Consider the following 19,641-nt stretch of genomic DNA (forward strand, 5'->3'; position numbering starts at 1 on the left):
AAACTCCTTTTTTTGTTTATTGATAAAGGTCTCTGGCAAAAGATAGTATCAACAGTATTTTCAACCTTATCCGGAAATAGGCGGTGGAGATGTTTGGCAAATAAATGGCGGCGTATCAGAGAGAAAGGCGAAAAAGCCGCTTCAGACCGCGGCGCGCTGTTATCAATGAAGTGAGTGGATGGGACATACCTTAAAAACTGATCAGCTCCAAAATTCAGGAAACAGAAGCTCGCTGCCCACCTTGATCAGCAGCAGGAGCAGCACCAGGATCACGGTGGGCCGAACCAGTTTTCCGCCGTTTTTGATTGCCAGGCCCGCGCCCAGATAATGCCCGAGTATGGCCGCTGCAGAGGCAATGAGGCCGATGCCGATAGATACGTAGCCTGCAAGCAGGGCGGTGACAAGGCTGCCCAGGTTTGACGCAAGATTGATTGCCTTTGCAGCGCCAGCGGCGTGGAGAGTATCCAGTTTTGCAAGACGGATGAATGCGATCATGAGAAAGGTTCCGGTGCCGGGACCGTAGTAGCCATCATAGGCACCCACGATCAAGGATGCGCCCCAGACAAGGAAGGCCTGCCGCCACGGTTGGATGGAACCGGGTGTGTCCGGCCATTCCTGACCGCGCAAAACCACAAAGGCCACAACCGGCAGCACCGCCAGCAGGAGATATCTTAACACGATGTCCGGCGTTCGCAGTTGCAGCCAGGTACCACCCATGGAACCCACCAGTGCCGCAGCTACACCGGGACCAGCCAGGCGCCAGTCCACAAGGCCGTTTTTGATAAACCGTGCCGTGGAAAAAATAGTTCCGATCCCGGCGGAGAGCTTGTTGGTGCCCAGGGCATAATAGGTGGGCAGGCCGGAAAAGGCGATCAGATAAGTGGGAACGGAGATGATGCCTCCACCACCGGCAATGGCATCCATCAATGAGGCCAGGAACACACCGGCACAAACCAGTAAAACCGCCCACAAGGGCAGCTGATTTATGGTGAACTCTGTAAAAATAGAAAGCATATCAAAAGAATCCTTGCCTGCAAAAATATGCAAAATTTTGTATATTATAGCAGATTTTACGGCAAAAAACAAGGGATGTGGCAGACCCCCTTAAATGTCGGCGGCACCTCTGTAAAATTAATAAAAATAAATAAATATAATTGTAAAAAAATAATGGTATCTAGTAAAAAAAACGAAAAATAACGGGGTTTTTGGAAGGCGCTACCTTGACGCTCCTTTCCATAAGCAGTATAATAAGGAAAAAATGACCAGTTAAAAAATACAGAGCCTGCCGCTGCGGCGGCAGGAGAGAGGAGCATGCTATGGCGGATCACCACCAGGCTGCACAATTTCACGCAGGCACCCTGACAGACGGATGGCATTGGCTTGGAGCACATCCGGCAGAAAGAAGGAACAAACGCGGATGGATCTTTCGCGTTTGGGCGCCCCACGCGCAAAACGTATCCGTCGTGGGGGACTTTAACAGCTGGGATGAGACTGCAAACCGCCTCGCCCGAAGGGGGGAGATTTGGGAGGGATTTATCCCCGGCCTGCGGCAATATGACATCTATAAATATGCAGTTACCGGTGAGGATGGTGAAACCCGCTACAAGGCCGACCCCTATGGCTTCCACATGGAGACCCGTCCTGCTACCGCCAGCAAGCTGTATGATATCGGGGGATTCCGTTGGACGGACGCCGCCTTCCAGGCCCGCAAGCGCCAAGTCTACGCTTCCCCTCTAAATATCTATGAGGTACATCTGGGCTCCTGGCGGCGGCGGGAAAACGGCGATTTTTTGGACTACCGGGACCTGGCCCGGGAGCTGGCGGCCTATGTCAAGGACATGGGGTATACGGCCATTGAGCTGCTGCCGGTGACAGAGCATCCACTGGACGACTCCTGGGGCTATCAAAGCACGGGGTATTTTGCCCCCACCTCTCGGTTTGGAACGCCTCACGATTTCATGTGGTTTGTCAACCACATGCACAAAAACGGTATCTCCGTGATTTTAGACTGGGTACCCGCCCACTTCTGCAAGGACGCCCAGGGCCTCTACCAGTTCGATGGGACCTGCTGCTATGAGTACAGCGACCCCAACAAGTGGGAGCACGCCAGTTGGGGTACCCGGGTGTTTGATTACGGAAGGCCAGAGGTCAAGAGTTTCCTCTTCTCCTCCGCCCGCTTTTGGCTGGAGGAGTACCACATCGACGGGCTGCGGGTGGACGCGGTAGCCTCCATGCTGTATCTGGATTATGACCGCCAGGGCGGGGCGTGGACGCCCAATATTCACGGCGGCCGGGAAAACCTGGAGGCCATTGAATTCCTGCGGGAGCTGAACGCCATGGCCTTTGCACAGGACCCGGCGGTGCTGATGATCGCGGAGGAGTCCACCGCCTGGCCCCTTGTCACCAGGCCGGCGGAGGTGGGGGGCCTGGGCTTCAATCTGAAGTGGAACATGGGCTGGATGAACGACATGTGCCACTATCTGAAGCTGGACCCTTGGTTCCGTCAGGACCACCACAGAGACATTACCTTCTCCATGATGTACGCGTTTTCTGAAAATTTTGTGCTGCCCATCTCCCATGACGAGGTGGTGCACATGAAGGGCTCGGTGGTGGGCAAGATGCCGGGAGACTACAAAAACCAGCTCCGCTGCACCCGGGGCTTTTACGCCTACCTGTTGGCCCATCCCGGCAAGAAGCTCCTGTTTATGGGGGCGGAGCTGGGCCAATGGCACGAGTGGAACTCCAACCAGCAGCTGGACTGGTACCTTCTGGACAATGAAGAGAACCGGCAGATTCATCAATTCTTCAAGGACGCCAACGCCTTCTATAAAAAGACCCCGGCCCTGTGGGAGATTGATTTCAGCTGGGAGGGCTTTGAGTGGCTGGTGCCGGACGATAACCACAACAACGTGGTGGTCTTTCTGCGCAAGGACAAAAAGGGCCGGGATCTGCTGTGCGCCGTAAACTTCTCTCCCAACACCTATGAAAACTACCGGATGGGCGTCCCGCCCCGCCGGAAGTATGTCCCCATGCTGAATACCGATGACCCGGCCTATGGCGGAGATGGTTTCGGAGACACCGCAGCCGTCCCGGTGGAGGCGATTCCCTCCCACGGGAAGGAGCATTCCGCCGCTATCCGCATCCCAGCCTTCGGCGCGGTATTCCTGCGGGGGGAAGGCGTTTTTCCCAAGCCCAGAGCGAAAAAACAGGCAAAGGACGTGGAGACATGAAAAAAGAGTGTATTGCCATGCTGCTGGCAGGCGGACAGGGCAGCCGCCTGTATGTGCTGACCGGCGCCATGGCCAAGCCCGCCGTGCCCTTCGGCGGTAAGTACCGCATCATTGACTTTCCTCTCTCCAACTGCAGCAACTCCGGCATTGACACGGTGGGCGTGCTGACGCAGTACCGCCCGCTGGAACTCAACAGTTACATCGGCAGCGGCGTACCTTGGGATCTGGATAGCTCCACCGGCGGTGTCCACATCCTGCCACCTTACCAGAGCAGCAAAGGCGGTACGTGGTATCAGGGGACAGCCAACGCCATCTATCAGAATATCGGTTTTGTGGACCTGTACGACCCGGATTATGTGGTGGTTCTCTCCGGCGACCATATCTATAAAATGGACTACTCCAAGATGGTGGCCCGCCACAAGGAATCCGGCGCCGCCTGCACGATTTCCGTGATGGAGGTGCCCTGGGCGGAGGCTCCCCGCTTTGGCATCATGTCAGTGAACGAGCAGGATATGATTACTGAGTTTGCGGAAAAGCCCCGGGAACCCAAGAGCAACCTGGCCTCCATGGGCATCTATGTATTCTCCTGGCAGACCCTGCGGCGGTATCTGGAGGAGGACGAGGCAGATCCGTCTTCTGAAAACGATTTCGGCAAAAATATCATCCCCGCCATGCTGACACAGGGAGAAAAGATGGCGGCCTATCGCTTTGACGGCTACTGGAAGGATGTTGGAACCCTGGAGTCTCTATGGGATGCGAATATGGATATGCTCTCTCCCAGCTCGGGGCTGGATTTGCAGGATGAATCCTGGCCGATCTACGCCCGTTCGGTCAATGAGCCGCCTACCTTTATCGGGCACAATGCCCGTATGTCCCACTGCGCCATCAACCGCGGCAGTGTGATTGAGGGCGTGGCGGAAAACTCCGTGCTCTCTCCCGGCGTTGTGGTGGGAGAGGGCGCCCGGGTGACATACTCCGTACTGCTGCCTGGGACCGTGGTGGAGCCGGGCGCTGTGGTGGAGTATGCCATTTTGGGCGAGGACTGCCGGATCGGGCGGGACTGCCGGGTAGGCGGCACACCGGAGAATGCCGCACCCGGGGCGGCCTGGGGGCTGACAGTGCTGGGGCCGGGGTGCCAGGTGGCCCAGGGCCGGCAGGTGGCCGCGGGCACTATGCTGAATAGCCGCGGTGAGGAGGTGTCCAAATGAACGGGCTGCATGGAATCATTTTTTCCTACGAAAAGCGCAGAGGGCTGCGGGAACTGGAAGAGATCCGCTCCGCGGCATCCATTCCCTTTGGAGGGCGGTATCGGGCGGTGGACTTTTCCCTGTCCAACCTGGTCAATGCCGGTGTCACGGATGTTGGCATTGTGCTTCATGGCCGCTATCAGAGCATGCTGGACCATCTGGGTACCGGCAAGGTGTGGGGGTTGAGCCGTAAGCGGGGCGGACTGCGGATTCTGCCGCCGTTCAACTACCGGGACGGCTGGGGCGTAATGCCTTACCGGGGCAAGATTGAGGCTCTGGCCAGCAGCCGTTCGTACTTGGACACCATTCGTCAGGATCATGTGGTTTTGATGGATGGGGATTTGGTGGCGAATTTGCCTCTGGCGGACATTTATGAAAGTCATATGAAGTCCGGTGCAGACATTACGGTGGTTTGCGGCAACGACAGTTTCCACACGGAAAACGGGACCTATTTTGAGCGGGACGGCCAAGGACGTGTGACCGAGGTGCTCTTTAATCTTCATACTCCCCGCGGCTATCGGGGGCTGGAGGTCTATATCCTCTCCACCCAGCTTTTAAAAGAGCTGGTGGACGACTGTGACAGCAAGGATCAGTATCACTGGCGGCGGGATGTGCTCCAGGCCCGGAAGGACCAGCTCTATCTGAACAGCTATATTTGGAACGGATTTGCAGCGCAGATCCGCACCGTTCAGGAATACTATGACCGCAGTATGCAGCTGCTGGACCCGACGATCCGGGCAGACTTGTTCACACCCGAGCGGCCGATTTGGGCCAAGGGTGCGGATAAGAGCTCCACCTATGTGGGGGTCGGCGGGTACTGTGTGGATTCCCTGGTGGCGGAGGGCTGCAATATTGAGGGAACGGTGGAGAACTCTGTCCTATTCCCAGGCGTGGTGGTAGAGGAGGGAGCGGAGGTACGTGGCTGCGTGCTGTTTAAGGAGACCGTGGTCCGGCGCGGCGCGCGCCTTAGCTGTATCATTGCGGATAAGAATGTGGAGGTTCTCCCGGACCGGACCCTGATGGGCCACCAGCATTATCCCATTGTCATCGCTAAGGGGAGCATTGTGTGATAGGGTACATCGCAGGATATTATGGATGTCCCTTCACGGCGGCATGAGGCCATGGAGGACGGAAAGGAGCTATCATGAAGATTTTATATGCAACCAGTGAGGCGGTCCCCTTCTGTAAGACCGGAGGACTGGCGGACGTGGCCGGTTCCCTGCCGCCGGCATTGGCGGCGGAGGGGGCTGAGATTGCCGTGGTGCTGCCGCTGTACCGCCGGATCAAGGAGCGGTTTGGCGATCAGCTATATTTTGAGTGCTACGACTATGTGGACCTGGCCTGGCGCCACAGCTACTGTGGCCTGTTTTCTCTGCAAAAGGACGGAGTTACGTGGTATTTTCTGGATAATGAGCAGTATTTTGACCGCTCGGAGCTGTATGGCTACATGGATGACGGTGAACGGTTCGCGTTTTTCTCCCGGGCGGTCGTCAGGATGCTGGGGCATTTGAAGTTTTGGCCGGAGGTCATTCACTGCAACGACTGGCAGACTGCCCTGGTGCCCATCTACCTCAAAGATGACGGTGTGAGGGAGGAGCGCTTGCGCACGGTACGCACCGTGCTGACCATTCATAATATTGAGTACCAGGGCCGGTATAATCCCTATATCCTGGGGGACCTGTTTGGCCTGGATTCCGGTTGGGCCAAGGACGGCACACTGCTGATGGACGGCGACGTGAACCTGCTCAAGGGTGCCATTTTGTGCGCTGACGCCGTCACCGCTGTATCTCCCACGTATGCCAATGAGCTGAAAATGGCCTATTTTGCCCACCGCCTGGAGGGGATCATCAGCAAATGCGAGTATAAGCTCTCCGGCGTGCTCAATGGTATTGACATGAAGCTGTACGACCCGGAGACGGACCCGCGGATCGCCGTGAATTTCTCGCCGCGGGATATGACCGGCAAGGATGAGGATAAGGCGGTGCTGCAGCGGATGCTGGGGCTTCGGCAGGAGCCTCATACGCCCATTGTGGCAATTGTCAGCCGCTTGGTGTCCCACAAGGGGCTGGACTTGATTTGCGAAGTGCTTCATGATATGATGGAGCTTCCCATACAGTTAGTGGTTCTGGGCAAAGGAGACCGGAAGTATGAGGAGTTTTTCCACTGGGCGGCACAGCAGCACAGCGGCCGCATGGCGGTTCGCCTGGACTATAACGAAGATCTGTCTATGGCCATCTATGCCGGCGCAGACCTGTTTTTGATGCCCTCCAAGAGTGAGCCATGCGGGCTGAGCCAGATGATCGCCATGCGCTACGGCACGGTGCCCATTGTCCGGGAGACTGGTGGGCTGAAGGACACGGTCCAGCCCTATGAGTCCTGGAGGGACTCCGGCAACGGATTTACCTTTACCAACTATGCCAGCGGTGATATGCTGTATGTGATCCGGGAGGCGGTCTATCTCTATAAGGATTATCCAGATGTGTTTGGGCGCCTCCGTCAGCGGGCCATGCAGTGCGATTTCAGCTGGGCCAGGAGCGCCAGGGAATACCTGGGGATTTATGCCGGCATTACCGGCCGACACTGGCCGGTGGCCGGGAGCGCGGAAACCTCTGCTGCGGGGGAGAACGCGCCGGAGGCTGTGGAGGCGTTTGCTGTGAAAAACGTCGCACCGGAAGCAGCTGAGGCGGTCCATGCAGAACATGCAGCACCGAAGGATGCGCCTGCCGCGGAGGAGGCCGTGCCGGAGACTGCCAGACGGCCTGCCGTAAAAGAGTCGGCTGCAAAGCCAAAGGCAGTGCGGAGAAAGGCCGCCGCGAAACCACAGACCAAAAAGAAAGGGCCCGCCGCAAAGGAACCTCCCGCGGCGGAGTGAGGAAGACACAACATGCCATTTACCACAAAACAACTGGAAGAAGCCTTGACGGCCAAACTGATGCTGAATTTCAGCAAGACGCCGGAGGAGGCCACCCAGCAGGAGATGATGAAAGCCAGCGCTTTGGTGCTGCGGGATGTGATGGCACTGCGCAGTGTGGAGGCGCATAAAAGAACCCGGCGGGAACAGAAAAAACAGGTGCACTATCTGTCTTTGGAGTTTCTGATGGGCCGTAGCCTGATGAAAAACGCCTATAATCTGGGGGTTCTCCCCCAACTGAGGGATGCTTTGAACAACTTGGGGTTCCAGGCGGCGGATATCTTTGAGCTGGAGCCGGACGCCGGCCTTGGCAACGGAGGCCTGGGGCGGCTGGCTGCCTGCTATCTGGATTCCATGACCACGCTGGAGATCCCCGCCGCTGGGTACTCCATCTGTTATGAGCTGGGGATCTTCAAGCAGAAGATTGTGGAGGGGCAGCAGGTAGAGCTGCCGGATGACTGGAAGAATCTGGGTTCCGCCTGGCTGCTGCCAAAGCCGGAGGAGGCCCAGGAGGTCCGTTTTGGCGGCACGCTGCGGGAGTTTTGGGACGATGGGCACTTGCACATTGTCAACGAAGGGGCCACCACGGTACTGGCGGTGCCCTGTGACATGGTGGTGGCCGGATATGAGACCACCCATGTCAACACTCTGCGGCTATGGGACGCCAAGTCCACCAAACCGGTGGACATGGCCCTATTCTCCCGGGGGGAGTATCTCAAGGCCGCCGAGGAGGAGGCCATGGCAGAGACCATTGCCAAAATTCTCTACCCCGAGGACAATCATTACGAGGGCAAGTCGCTGCGGCTCAAGCAGCAGTATTTCTTTGTGTCCGCCACGGTGCAGTCCATTGCCAAAAAGCACCTGGACGTGTATGGCACGCTGCGCAACTTCCATGAGAAAAATGTTTTGCAGATCAACGATACCCATCCAGCCCTGGTGATCCCGGAGCTGATGCGGATTTTCATTGACGAGGCGGGCATGGACTGGGATGAGGCCTGGAGCATCACGACTCGGTCCGTGGCCTATACGAACCACACTGTTTTGGCGGAGGCTCTGGAACGCTGGCCTCAGGACCTGGTGGCGCAGCTGCTGCCCCGCATCTGGCAGATCCTGATGGAAATTTCCCGCCGTTGGCAAAAGCGGGTGGAGGAGTTCTACCACGACGAGGGAAAGACCCAGAAAATGGCCATCATCTGGGGCGGCGAGGTCCGGATGGCGAATCTCTGTATCGCCGGCGGCATGGCGGTCAACGGTGTGAGCGCCCTGCACTCCGATATTTTGAAAAAGGACGTTTTCAAGGACGCCTACGGCATGGAGCCCTGGAAATTTACCAATGTGACCAACGGTATTGACCACCGCCGCTGGCTCAGCGAGATTAATCCCGGCTTGGACAGCCTGATCCGGGATCTGACCGGCGGGGAGGACTACCTGATGCAACCGCTGGTCCTGCGGAAGCTGGACGACTATGCCGATGATGCCGCCGTGCTGAAGGCCCTGGCGGACATCAAACGGAACAATAAGGCGGACTTCGCCGCCTATGCCAAGCAGACACAGGGGGTGAATCTGAACCCGGACGCTATCTTCGACGTTCAGGTAAAGCGGCTCCACGAGTACAAGCGGCAGCTACTCAATGTGCTGCATATCATTGCGCTCTACCAGCGACTTCAGGACGATCCCGGCGCCATTACCCAGCCCCACACATTCCTTTTCGGCGCTAAGGCGGCGCCGGGCTACGCGGTGGCCAAGCGGATTATCCGCCTGATCAACTCCCTGGCAGACCAGATTGACCACGATCCGGTCTGCAAGGATAAGCTCCAGGTGGTGTTTCTGGAGAACTACCGGGTTTCTCTGGCAGAGCGGTTGATGCCAGCCAGCGAGGTCAGCCAGCAGATTTCCACAGCTGGAAAGGAAGCCAGCGGCACGGGCAACATGAAGTTCATGATGAACGGCGCGCTGACGGTCGGCACCCTGGACGGCGCTAACGTGGAGATGCACGAGGTGCTGGGAGACGAGAATATGTTCCTCTTTGGGCTCCACGCGGACGAGGTGACGGAGCTGAAGCGGGAGGGCTATATTCCCCAGCGGCTGTATAACCGGGACCAGCGTCTGCGCCGCTGCCTGGACGCGCTGCGGACCGGCTTCCGGGACGGTATTTCCTATGATGACCTCTATCAACGGCTGTTGTTCGGGGCCGGCGGCAGCGCCGCCGACGAGTATTTGCTGCTGGCAGACTTTCAGTCCTACTGCGACGCCGAGAGCCGGATGGTGGAGACCTATCTGGATCAGCGGCGCTGGAACCAGATGAGCCTGCACAACATTGCCCGCAGCGGAATTTTTGCCGCGGACCGGGCGGTGGCAGAGTACGCCGAGCATATCTGGCACGTACCCCACAGATAAAAGAGCACAGTCCCGCCATAGCGGCTCCGGCAAACGCCGGAGCCGCTGCCTTTATAGCAGAACACCAGGCTCCAGATGCGTAAAGTTTTCCATGCTTCCACAGGATTATGGCCTCACGAAATGGGCGGAGATTTGACAAACGCAGGGCGAAAGCGATCCCAGCGAGAGATCAGATCCTATAGATTCACACGGCAGGAGTCGGACACTTCATTTATCGGGCCATGTCGTTTTTTGCCCTTTGAAATGAATGATGCCATCTCAAAAACCGCTTGTCGGTTTGACAAAAATGAATATCGGAAATGGCCCGCAGACCAAACGTCTGCGGGCATGCATGGTATTTTGGGGGCGCTGAGGGATATGATCCTATTTTTTTGGACGGCGCCTGCTTTTCTTTTTATGCGGGTGTCAGATGGAGCCGGCTTTCCTATTCTTGTGGGACACCGGAACCTTCTGCGTCTTTTCGCGTTGTTTGACACGGGACAAGCTCTGCGCTAAAGCTACATAAATTGGCATTAAAATCATAAGAAGCACCAACGAATACGCCAAAGAAATCATAGCAATACTGATGTGAAACCCTGCCCATGAAACTCCCCCGTCGAAATCCATGCTCTTTAGCATTTTGATGATCTGCACAACAAAGCTCATGCCGCCCCCCGTGAGCGCCGCAAATGCAGCCACTTTTATAGATAATAGATACTCGTTTAACTGCTGTACGGTGTAATCCTGCTCCTGAAACATGAATACAAACGCATCCTTCAGCGGGCGCATGGTTTTTGTGCAGGCCAAAGCTAACAAACAAAACGCCAAGATAAAGACAAGCGAGCCAAGGTCAATGTAGTTAAGGATGTTACTAAGACGGATGGAAAAGGGAGAAGTTATACTGCCGTCCAATGTCATGACGGCTATCAAAAAGATAAAGGTACCCACCAAATAGAAAAGATAGGATAGAGCTCCGTCCTTGAGATGCTTCATACTAAAGCTCCTTTCATGCCAGGTACTTTTTATGAGATAGACGCAAAGATTTTCCTGAGAATTATAAATATGATATCATATTTTTACCAGTGCGTCCATGTTTGAGGCTTCAAAATAAGCTGCTTTCGTGAAATGAACGGAGTACGTGTAGATCGGTCCCCCATAGAAAAGGGAAGATATTCTTTGCCGGTCGGACGCATGGACCAGCCATTCTCCCAGAGAAAAAAGTCTTTCCCTGCGCGGAAATTGTCATGATATCAGTCAACAACGCGAAACTGACCCATAGGCCGCTGCGGTTCTGTTACCTCTGCCGGAAATATCTGTATGAAGGAGGAGCAGGGGGAGTTTCTCCCACAGATAAAATCAAAGACTTTTTGAAACAAGAGGTTTCAAAAAGTCCCATGTTTTGTGGCGGTATGGTTTTTCAGACTGGTTTCAGCCGCTTCGGTTATTAGATCATGGAGAGCAAAAAATAAAAAACAGAGAGGACCATGAGATATTTCTGCCCTCTCGGGGATATTCTCCATAGAAAGGCCTTTCAACCCTGACACAAAGCGAGGTGAGGCGTGTTGACAGACGCTGCATTTGAAACGGCGGTGGAACGGTACGCCGACACCGTGTTCCGGCTGGCATACAGCTACCTGAAAAACCGGGCAGATGCCGAGGATGTTATGCAGGAAACCCTGCTGAAGCTCTATGGCGCGGAGGAACATTTTGAGAGCCCGGAGCATGAACGGTACTGGGTGATCCGGGTGGCGGCAAACGAGTGCAAAAAGCTCTTGCGCTCTCCCTGGCGGCGGCGAACCGAGTCGATGGAAGCTGTGCCAGAGACGGCGGTATTCGATGCTCCCGTTCAGAGTGAGCTCTTTCAACAGGTGATGACATTGCCGCCGAAATACCGGGCCGCCATCTATCTCCACTATTATGAGGGCTATGCGGTCCGGGAGATCGCAGCCCTCATGCAGGCGAATCCATCCACCGTACAAACCTGGCTGATGCGGGCAAGGGGACAACTCAAAACAAATTTGAAGGAGGCAGAAGGCCTATGATTGACAAAAAGCTGTATTGCGAGACATTTTCCCGGCTGCACGCCTCCGAGGAAGCCAAGAAGGAGGTCTTTCAGATGACAAAGAAGAAGGGTACACGGATTCCGAAGCTCCTGCGGGGAGCGGCCATCGCCGCCGCCATGACCATGGCGCTGGCGGTTACGGCCGGCGCGGTAAACATCGCCACAGACGGGGAGTTCTTCCGGCAGTTTACCATTGTCTGGACCGGGGAGGACAGCATGCGCGCGGTGGATGCGGAGGGCAATGAGGTGTATATTACCACTGCGTCGGAAGATGGCACCGTTACCAGGGAGGATGGCCGACTGATTCTCCATGCCAACGGCGAGAAAATTGACATCACCGACGCCATGGCCGCCGAGGGCAGCTACCACCATGAGTACGACATGACCGTGGTCCATGAGGATGGCAGCGAGGAACTCCGGACCGTCTCCATCGATGTGGCCGGAGATCTGGACCGGTGGACGGTGACACAGGATCAAGGTGACGGCACCACCATCACCACCCATAGCGATGGCAGCGAGACGACAGGGACCATGAACGTGGCCTCAGAGAGTGGAGAGGAGTTGACACGATATGAAAAGAAAAGTGCTGTGACGGAGAGCACAGACCACTGAATGCTGCCTGCAAAAAACACGGACTGGAGTCTCCAGTCCGTGTTTACCGTTCTTTACTGAGTCCCAGCAGATAATCGGTAGAGACGCCATAGTATTTGCTCAATGTGATCAGGTGGTGGATAGGCATCTCGTTGGCCCCACGCTCATAGCGGGCATACATGGTCTGGGAAGTCCCCAAAACCTCGGCAATTTGCGTTTGTGTCTTGTCGGCATCCTCTCGCAAATCGCGCAAAATCCGCACATAGGCCATCCCATTCATGCTGCGTCACCTCTGTTGTAGTTTTGGTGTATTCAATTTATCACAAAAAATGAGACGTATACAGAGAGAATAAATAATTTTACTTGAAAAAAGTTGCTTTTTTGTCACAAATATGGGGGAAATACCAAAATATGACACTTCCCGCCCAAAGGCAGTCCATATCCGGAAACAGCAAGGCGCGCGTTATGCTTTACAAGCGCCGTATTTCCCTGTATAATAGCCGCGAAGCAATGAAAATACAAGGAGGAGCTCACGGGAGATGCGACCATGTCATACTCCGGTGAGGGAATCCGTGTCACAAAAGAGAAGGAAATCAAGTATGGAATTTACACAAGGTGTGCGATTTGACAGCCTGGGGCTGTCCCCGGAGATCATGCGGGCGATTGGGCAGCGCCGGATTGAAGAATCCACCCCGGTTCAGGCGGGATGTATCCCGCCCATGATGGAGTGGCGGGATGTGATTGCCAAGGCACCCACCGGCACGGGGAAGACCTTTGCCTACGGCATTCCGATTGTGGAGCATGTAGAGCCGGAGAATGAGAGCGTTCAAGCGGTGATCCTGGCGCCCACCCGGGAGCTGGCGATTCAGATTACCGATGAGATGCGGGATCTGGCGACCTATAAGCCCGGCGTCCGTATGGTGTGCCTGTATGGCGGGGCGCCCATTGGCCGGCAGATTGACGCGCTGAAAAAGCATCCCCAGATTGTGGTGGCCACGCCTGGGCGCCTTTCAGACCACATGAAGCGCCGGACAGTTCGGGTGGAGAGCGCACAGACCGTGGTTCTGGATGAGGCGGACAGGATGTTGGATATGGGCTTTGTCCATGATGTGACCCGTCTGCTGGACCGGATGAACAAGCGGAAGAACCTGGGCCTCTTTTCCGCTACCATCTCCCGGGAGGTGATGGACATCGCCTGGGTCTATCAGCGGGATGCGGAGGAGGTCACTGTTCGGGAGGATGAGCAGAACAAGCCGGACATCAAGCAGTTCCGCATGGATGTCAGCTATGACGGCAAGGCTGACGCCATTGAGAAAATCCTTTTGGAGACCGGCTTTGACCGCTGTATGTGCTTTTGCAATACGAAAGGGGCCACAGAGCGAATCACCAAGTTTTTGCAGCTGCGTGGGATTGACGCCGAGTGCATTCACGGGGATATCCCGCAGAAAAAGCGGGAGCAGGTGATGAACCGTTTCCGGGAGGGCAGGCTTCGGGTCTTCGTTTCTACCGATGTGGCGGCCCGGGGGATTGATGTGGACGATGTGGATATCGTGTTCAACTGTGATATCCCGGATGAAAATCAGGACTATATTCACCGCATCGGCCGCACCGGGCGGGCCAGGCGGCAGGGCGTGGCGGTGAGTCTGATCGCGGATTATCCATCCAAAATGCGGATCGACGATATTGCCAAGCACACCCGCAATGAGATTGTGCCTGTGAAGTTTGATGACAACGGAAAGCTGACACCCGCCTGAAAGACACGGTCACCCCGAACCCAAAAAGCCTGGGAGCATTGCTCCCAGGCTTTTTCTTCTGTTTGCGCGGCTGGCAAAATGGCAAGGTGCCATCATTCCTGAGCGGAGAATTCCAGGGTGACGGCCTGCACCAGCTCTCTGCCGTCAAACCGGGACGGCTCAAAATAATCCTCCAGACAGTAGGCAGGCATTGCCGCATCGGATTCGTACACCATCAGGGCCACGGGAATCTCTGTCTCCATCGTGATTTCACGGGCGTCCGTTAAAAGATATACTGCTCTGGCCGCTGCGGACAGATCCACAGCATCCGTCTGGTAGGATGCCAGCCCGGCACAGCGAATGTGGAAATCAATACCCAGGTCTTTCCGCAGCCGCATAGCAAAATAGCCGTCCAGCCGGTCCACAGGCTCTCTCTCAGCACCGATGGAAGTGGCGCCTCCGCCAGTTTCCTCCCAGGCACCGCCAGACAACATCTGATAGACATGAACGCGCAGGGTGATGGCCTCCTCCGGAGCATGAAAGGAGAGCAGCTGAGAACTCTCCAGCATTCCAAAGGTCTCCAGAACAAATTGCTCCTTTTCCGATAGATCATAGGGGACAAGCTCGGCGCTGTCTGGGGCGGCACTGCAGGCCGTCAGCAGCATAGAAAGCAGAAACACACAGATTTGTTTCATGGGTTCTCCTTCCATTCTGATTCGGATCAATGAGTTTACTCCGATGATAACAGAAAAGCATCCCCCACACAAGTAGAAAAGGCAAACTGGCCCATGACGGAAACATATTTTACATGGGAGCAGAGGGGATTATGGCAGGCCGGGAGCGGGAATCCTGAGGAATATTGTTTGTGAACGGATTTTTAAATTTTGTCACTTTTTGTTACTTTTTTCTTGCCCCGCCTTTACAAGTGCATAAAAATTCTCTATAATACTACCTGCTGAAAAATACCACCTGTCAGCAGTGCGGCCTAGAGGAGATCATCCATGGGGACCCAATACGTGCCGCAGCACAGAAAAGGAATATCATGAGAGGTGCCGTTTGGTGCCTTTGTTTATCAGGAAGAGCAGAAAAAGGCGCTCGTTGTCCGCGGCGTTCGGAGTGGCATCCGGGGTACGGGTTGCTCTGGTGGCCCTGATTGCATGGATGGCTTCCTGTGAGCCATGTTTCGAGATCGGTTCTTCCCTGCTGGTTTTCAGCAGGTGCCTGTTTTTTGCTTGGAAAGGAGCTTCCCCTTATGCGAAAACAAAAACGTCTGACAGTCACAGCCCTTCTGGCAGCGCTGTGCGTCTTACTGGCGGCGGGCTGCGGCCAACAGGAGAGCGGCATGGAACTCTCTGTGTGCGTGGGCGGCAGCTACTCCACACTGGACCCCATATACGCCGAGGACATTCCCAGTCAGACCGTACTGGTTCATCTCTATGAGAACCTGATGCGGGTGGTGGCTGATCAGGCCGGGAACAGCAATGTAGTCAATGGCATGGCCAAGAGCGTGGAGACGGAGAAAAACGCAGACGGTACGGTTACCTGCCGCTTTCAGCTCCGCAGCGCCAAGTGGTCTGACGGGGAAAAGGTGACGGCTGAAGACTTTGTCTACGCCTGGCAGAGGCTTGCAGACCCGGACAGCCACTCACCCTATGCGGCGCTTTTAAGTGTGGTATGCGGATATCAGGAGGCGCGGCTTGCTAAGGATATGAGCCTGCTGCAGGTCAGTGCGCCCAGCGACACCATGTTTGAGGTGACTCTCACTGGTAATTACGACTGGTTTCTGAGGGAGGTTTGCACCTCTCCAGCCACGCTGCCGCTGCGCCAGGATGTGGTGCAGCGGCTCAAAGAGGCTGGCTCCGCTGATGGGGAGGCGGCCTCCTGGTGGCAGGACCCCACCGCACTGGTGACGAATGGTCCTTATGTGGCGGAGGAGCTGGCGGAGGGTAGTTATCTGCGGCTTGCTGCCAGCGAGTCTTATGGGACCAGTCAGAGCAGCCCCGCGGATCTGGTCTTTCAATTTGCCTCCACGGCGGAGGAGGGCCAGGCACTGTATGATGAGAAGTTGGTGGATGCGGTGTGGCCGCTGTCAGAGGAGCGACTTACGGAGCTCTCAGCAGATGAGGAGTGGAGTCCGATCCCTCAGCTTGGGACCTATGCGGTGGTATACAACGGTGCCGTCGATCCTTTTGCAGATAGGGCCATCCGGCAGGCGTTTTCCCTTGCGGTGGATCGCAACGCCCTGGCAGAGCTGGCAGGCGTGACAGCGCAGGCCGCGGAGGGGTTGATTCCTCCCGGTGTGCCGGGAAACGGTGGGGAGGATTTCCGCACCTCTGGCGGTGCGCTGTTGGATAACGAAAACTATGCCGAGCGCTGCCAGGAGGCCAGAAGAGTTCTCAGTGAGGCAGGGTATAGCGGCGCTGGCTTGGGTGAACTGGAGTATTTGTATGTGGAGGACGGCAATACCGGCGCGGTGGCCCAGGCGCTGTGCCGCCAGTGGAAGGAGGTCCTGGATGTACAGGTGGTGCCCAGGGCTGTGACGAATCAGGAGTTGTGGACAGCACTGCGTAGCGGGGAGTATGCCCTGGCAGGCGTCAGCCTAGAGGGGGCTGGAAATGACGCGGAATGTTTTTTGATGGACTGGATATCCGATAGCTATGACAATGTGGCTGGCTATGAGAGCAGTGCCTATGATACCTTAATGTCTATCATTGCCAGGGCGTCCGATGGCACAGCCCGTATGGGCTGCCTCCATGATGCGGAGGCTTTGCTGTTGGAGGATTATGTGCTGACGCCTCTATACACCAATGGAACTGCATGGGAGCTGCGGGAAAATCTCACCGGAGCCTGCCGGGATGCCAGAGGGTGGTTCAGCTTTTCCGGTGTTACCCGCAAGACGGCATAGCTGCACGGTAAGGAAAAAACAACACGCACAGCATTCGCTGTGCGTGTTTTGCTTTTGACAGGATGGCAAGAGGCACCGCCCACCCCGGGCGATATAAAAAAGTCCCGGAACCTGTCTGGCTCCGGGACTTTGCAAACAGAATCAGCGCTTGCTGAACTTCAAGGGTTTAGTGCTGGCCCTGCCAAACATCCGGCTATTTCTTCGTTTTCCACCTGTTTTTGGCTTAATACTGCGATTTTTCTGCACACCAGATTCTAATTTTCACACTCGTGCACAGTGCACGAAACATAGGTTTTGCTCCTTATATGTGTCTTGCGTATCGCTGCCCAGGGTGACGCAGGACAACAATAGGAAAAGAAACTTGGTTGTTGTTCGTGGATTCACCTCAAAATCAAATTCACACATGGGGGACAGCATCATGGAAAAATATATCTTCGATCAAGGCAATGGCCTTTTGTATGGACTTAAGGGCGACTACTCATACCCTGCTTAGTACCGGATGAAACAGATACAGTCCCTATTGGTGTGTGGGGCAGAAAGCATCAGCAATACCTGAAAAAACATCGTCCTATGCTTTATTTTGGTCTCACTCTCAACGAAAGATTGCACAACTACCTGGCTGACATTGACACCCGGGCACGAAACAAACTCCACTTGCTCGTAACACAGCTGGCAGAGAAAGAGGGTATCAATGAACAGCTGAAAGCGCAGGATCAGATGGCATGGGTCGGAGCCATGAATAACATCCGAAATCGGGCGGAAGAAATCTTCCTCCAAGAGCTGATCTATGGGGAGGATGCCGTATAAGCCTTCTGGAAAAATTTTGACATGGCAATATTGAGCCAATCGAATATGACGCAAATGCCTGTAAGGAATACAAGGAAGTGCTTCGCCTGATTACCCGAAAAGAAGAAAAGCTTCAGGCTACCATAACGGAGAAACAAAAAGAACTGTTCTCTCGATATACGGACGCTGTTCGTGAGTATCAGACTATGGCAGAGTACCTTCTGTTCCAGAATCGTTTTGCTAGGCACCAGGATTATGCTCGAAGTCATGGAAGAATAAACGACGACCAGCCGAGCAGTAGGACTCTGCTCGGCTGACATTTTTTACAGGACGATTCTATCTGATAGCGCTTGGATTATATCTCGTGCCTGAATACGGTTATTGACGATTGTGTGTACTTTTTCAGAGATCGCTTTTTTCAGTTCTTCTGAGTTAGGAATAGGAATAATAACCTCTTTCAATCTTTGGCCGAGAGTATCAATAACATCTCTAGTAAATTGTTTGGTCCGAATTTGACGTTTGACAATATAGGAGTTCAACAATCCCAATAAAAGGTACTCATCCACAATTTCCTTTTTGAGCGCCCTGATTTTAATCAATCCACCACAATACAACATTTTTGTATCTAATGCTGTAATCATGCAAGATGTTCCTACAAGATATGTGCCGTCCCGTACTAAAAGAATGTCTCCCGCTTGCACATCTTCTTTTTCAGCATATTGCTGATAAATTTCTTCAGATATGCCTTGCTTTGCATCTGCTTTAATTTCCCAGTTAGAAAAATCGGATGTTCTTACAAATGGAATTTCACCCGTTCCATAAGCCATTTTCCCGATTTCATCACCGGTAGATAGTTGAACTGCTCCCATATCGATTAGTTGTTGAACAGAATACAACGAACAGTTTTCAGCAAGACCATCAAGGGTAGATTTAATAGAAGGATCATAATATTTTGGAAGAAAGATCCCTCCAATAATATCTGAACGCTTCATTTTATATGCCGAAAACTCTCCAAATTCAAGAGTTGTAGTATCTTGTACAATCTCTGTAAGCAGATCCTCCAATGGGACATTAAAAAATTCGTCGAAAGGAGTAACAGCATTAGCCTCTAAAACTTTTTCAATTAACAGTGGCATTTGCTTTACTGCTGCCTTATACTTCATCCTCGTTTCTAATGCACTGCGCATACTTGCTATTAACTCAGCTTTAAGTGCCTGATCTTTAGGGATCGGTAAAATCAACTCTCTATACCTATTTCCCAAAGTATCTATTATGTCCGCAGTAAACTGCATATTTTTGATTTGTCTCTGTACAAGTGAGCAATTAAAAGACAAAAACAGCAAATATGGATCAATGACTGTGGAATCTGCCACCCTAAATTTTAGTATATGAGACTGAAAAACCATCGGAATATCCAACGGTGTGATAATACAATTTGTTCCAATCAAATATGTACCATCTCTTACCATGAGGATATCCCCAGCTTTAACATCTTCCTTTTCCGCATAAAGCTGATAAATGTCTTCCGATACTCCCTGTTTCGGAATAGTTTTTATTTCCCAGTTAGTTATATCTGAGGTGCGTACAAATGGAATATTGCCCGTCCCATAAGCCATTTTTCCAATTTCATGGCCCGTTTGTACTGCTATAACGCCAGAATCAATCAAATCACCAAGATTGTGAAGATCATGGGTTTCAATTAAAGCAGTAATCTGAGCATACAAATCAGGATCATAATATTTGGGAATAAATATCCTATTTTTAATATGTTTTCTGTTGATTTTGTATGCGAGCATCGTA

At 54.0% G+C, this 19,641-nt stretch carries 17 protein-coding genes; 11 read left to right on the top strand and 6 right to left on the bottom strand.

Annotated elements, in window-relative coordinates:
* Positions 1 to 201 precede the first annotated feature (201 nt).
* On the bottom strand, positions 202 to 1,014 hold the full coding sequence (locus KJS55_RS08830) for a sulfite exporter TauE/SafE family protein (protein WP_187031511.1): 813 nt from the start codon (positions 1,012 to 1,014) through the stop codon (positions 202 to 204).
* 56 nt (positions 1,015 to 1,070) lie between these two features.
* Positions 1,071 to 1,349, bottom strand: coding sequence for a hypothetical protein (locus KJS55_RS08835; RefSeq protein WP_187031610.1), 279 nt, complete (start codon positions 1,347 to 1,349; stop codon positions 1,071 to 1,073).
* Between KJS55_RS08835 and glgB the strand changes: the two genes are divergently transcribed.
* The 5 genes from glgB to KJS55_RS08860 all read left to right on the top strand — a co-directional run bounded on the left by glgB (position 1,317) and on the right by KJS55_RS08860 (position 9,785).
* A complete protein-coding gene (gene glgB / locus KJS55_RS08840) occupies positions 1,317 to 3,230 on the top strand; it encodes a 1,4-alpha-glucan branching protein GlgB (protein ID WP_213543152.1) in 1,914 nt (637 codons plus the stop codon). The two genes, KJS55_RS08835 and glgB, sit on opposite strands and share 33 nt — an antisense overlap.
* Positions 3,227 to 4,438, top strand: a complete 1,212-nt coding sequence (locus KJS55_RS08845; RefSeq protein WP_187031515.1) for a glucose-1-phosphate adenylyltransferase — start codon at positions 3,227 to 3,229, stop codon at positions 4,436 to 4,438. The genes glgB and KJS55_RS08845 overlap by 4 nt, the downstream gene beginning before the upstream one ends.
* Entirely contained in the window at positions 4,435 to 5,547 is a 1,113-nt protein-coding gene (glgD, locus tag KJS55_RS08850) for a glucose-1-phosphate adenylyltransferase subunit GlgD (RefSeq protein WP_187031517.1), read from the top strand. The genes KJS55_RS08845 and glgD overlap by 4 nt, the downstream gene beginning before the upstream one ends.
* Positions 5,548 to 5,621: 74 nt before the next feature.
* The gene (gene glgA, locus KJS55_RS08855; RefSeq protein ID WP_213543153.1) at positions 5,622 to 7,349 is read left to right on the top strand and encodes a glycogen synthase GlgA; all 1,728 of its coding nucleotides are present in this window, start codon (positions 5,622 to 5,624) and stop codon (positions 7,347 to 7,349) included.
* 12 nt (positions 7,350 to 7,361) lie between these two features.
* Positions 7,362 to 9,785, top strand: coding sequence for a glycogen/starch/alpha-glucan phosphorylase (locus KJS55_RS08860; RefSeq protein ID WP_187031521.1), 2,424 nt, complete (start codon positions 7,362 to 7,364; stop codon positions 9,783 to 9,785).
* Positions 9,786 to 10,190: 405 nt separating this feature from the next.
* On the opposite strand, the gene KJS55_RS08865 is transcribed toward KJS55_RS08860, so the two are convergent.
* Positions 10,191 to 10,757, bottom strand: a complete 567-nt coding sequence (locus KJS55_RS08865) for a hypothetical protein (RefSeq protein ID WP_213543154.1) — start codon at positions 10,755 to 10,757, stop codon at positions 10,191 to 10,193.
* 569 nt (positions 10,758 to 11,326) lie between these two features.
* Between KJS55_RS08865 and KJS55_RS08870 the strand changes: the two genes are divergently transcribed.
* Both KJS55_RS08870 and KJS55_RS08875 read left to right on the top strand, forming a co-directional pair.
* On the top strand, positions 11,327 to 11,806 hold the full coding sequence (locus KJS55_RS08870; protein WP_187031526.1) for an RNA polymerase sigma factor: 480 nt from the start codon (positions 11,327 to 11,329) through the stop codon (positions 11,804 to 11,806).
* On the top strand, positions 11,803 to 12,438 hold the full coding sequence (locus tag KJS55_RS08875) for a hypothetical protein (RefSeq protein ID WP_213543155.1): 636 nt from the start codon (positions 11,803 to 11,805) through the stop codon (positions 12,436 to 12,438). Before KJS55_RS08870 ends, KJS55_RS08875 begins: the two co-directional genes overlap by 4 nt.
* Before the next feature lie 43 nt (positions 12,439 to 12,481).
* Here the strand turns inward: KJS55_RS08875 and KJS55_RS08880 are convergent, their stop codons facing one another.
* A complete protein-coding gene (locus tag KJS55_RS08880; RefSeq protein WP_187031529.1) occupies positions 12,482 to 12,697 on the bottom strand; it encodes a helix-turn-helix domain-containing protein in 216 nt (71 codons plus the stop codon).
* Between the two features lie 319 nt (positions 12,698 to 13,016).
* Here KJS55_RS08880 and KJS55_RS08885 point away from each other — a divergent pair, with 319 nt between their 5' ends.
* Positions 13,017 to 14,171 (top strand): DEAD/DEAH box helicase, encoded by a 1,155-nt coding sequence (locus KJS55_RS08885; protein WP_213543156.1) that lies wholly within the window; start codon positions 13,017 to 13,019, stop codon positions 14,169 to 14,171.
* Between the two features lie 92 nt (positions 14,172 to 14,263).
* Here KJS55_RS08885 and KJS55_RS08890 read toward each other — a convergent pair whose 3' ends face one another.
* Positions 14,264 to 14,845, bottom strand: a complete 582-nt coding sequence (locus KJS55_RS08890; RefSeq protein ID WP_187031533.1) for a hypothetical protein — start codon at positions 14,843 to 14,845, stop codon at positions 14,264 to 14,266.
* A gap of 557 nt (positions 14,846 to 15,402) precedes the next feature.
* On the opposite strand from KJS55_RS08890, the gene KJS55_RS08895 reads away from it, so the two are divergent.
* The 3 genes from KJS55_RS08895 to KJS55_RS17685 all read left to right on the top strand — a co-directional run bounded on the left by KJS55_RS08895 (position 15,403) and on the right by KJS55_RS17685 (position 18,158).
* Complete coding sequence (locus tag KJS55_RS08895; protein WP_187031535.1) at positions 15,403 to 17,055, top strand: peptide ABC transporter substrate-binding protein; 1,653 nt, start codon at positions 15,403 to 15,405, stop codon at positions 17,053 to 17,055.
* A gap of 525 nt (positions 17,056 to 17,580) precedes the next feature.
* Positions 17,581 to 17,862: a TnpV protein gene (locus KJS55_RS08900; protein WP_229600194.1), complete on the top strand. Its 282-nt coding sequence runs from the start codon at positions 17,581 to 17,583 to the stop codon at positions 17,860 to 17,862.
* 29 nt (positions 17,863 to 17,891) lie between these two features.
* Positions 17,892 to 18,158, top strand: coding sequence for a DUF6809 family protein (locus KJS55_RS17685; RefSeq protein WP_394806186.1), 267 nt, complete (start codon positions 17,892 to 17,894; stop codon positions 18,156 to 18,158).
* 6 nt (positions 18,159 to 18,164) lie between these two features.
* Here KJS55_RS17685 and KJS55_RS08905 read toward each other — a convergent pair whose 3' ends face one another.
* Entirely contained in the window at positions 18,165 to 19,637 is a 1,473-nt protein-coding gene (locus KJS55_RS08905; protein WP_213543157.1) for a restriction endonuclease subunit S, read from the bottom strand.
* Between the last annotated feature and the right edge of the window lie 4 nt (positions 19,638 to 19,641).

The sequence above is a fragment of the Pusillibacter faecalis genome, from assembly GCF_018408705.1.
Taxonomy (GTDB): Bacteria; Bacillota; Clostridia; order Oscillospirales; family Oscillospiraceae; genus Oscillibacter; species Oscillibacter faecalis.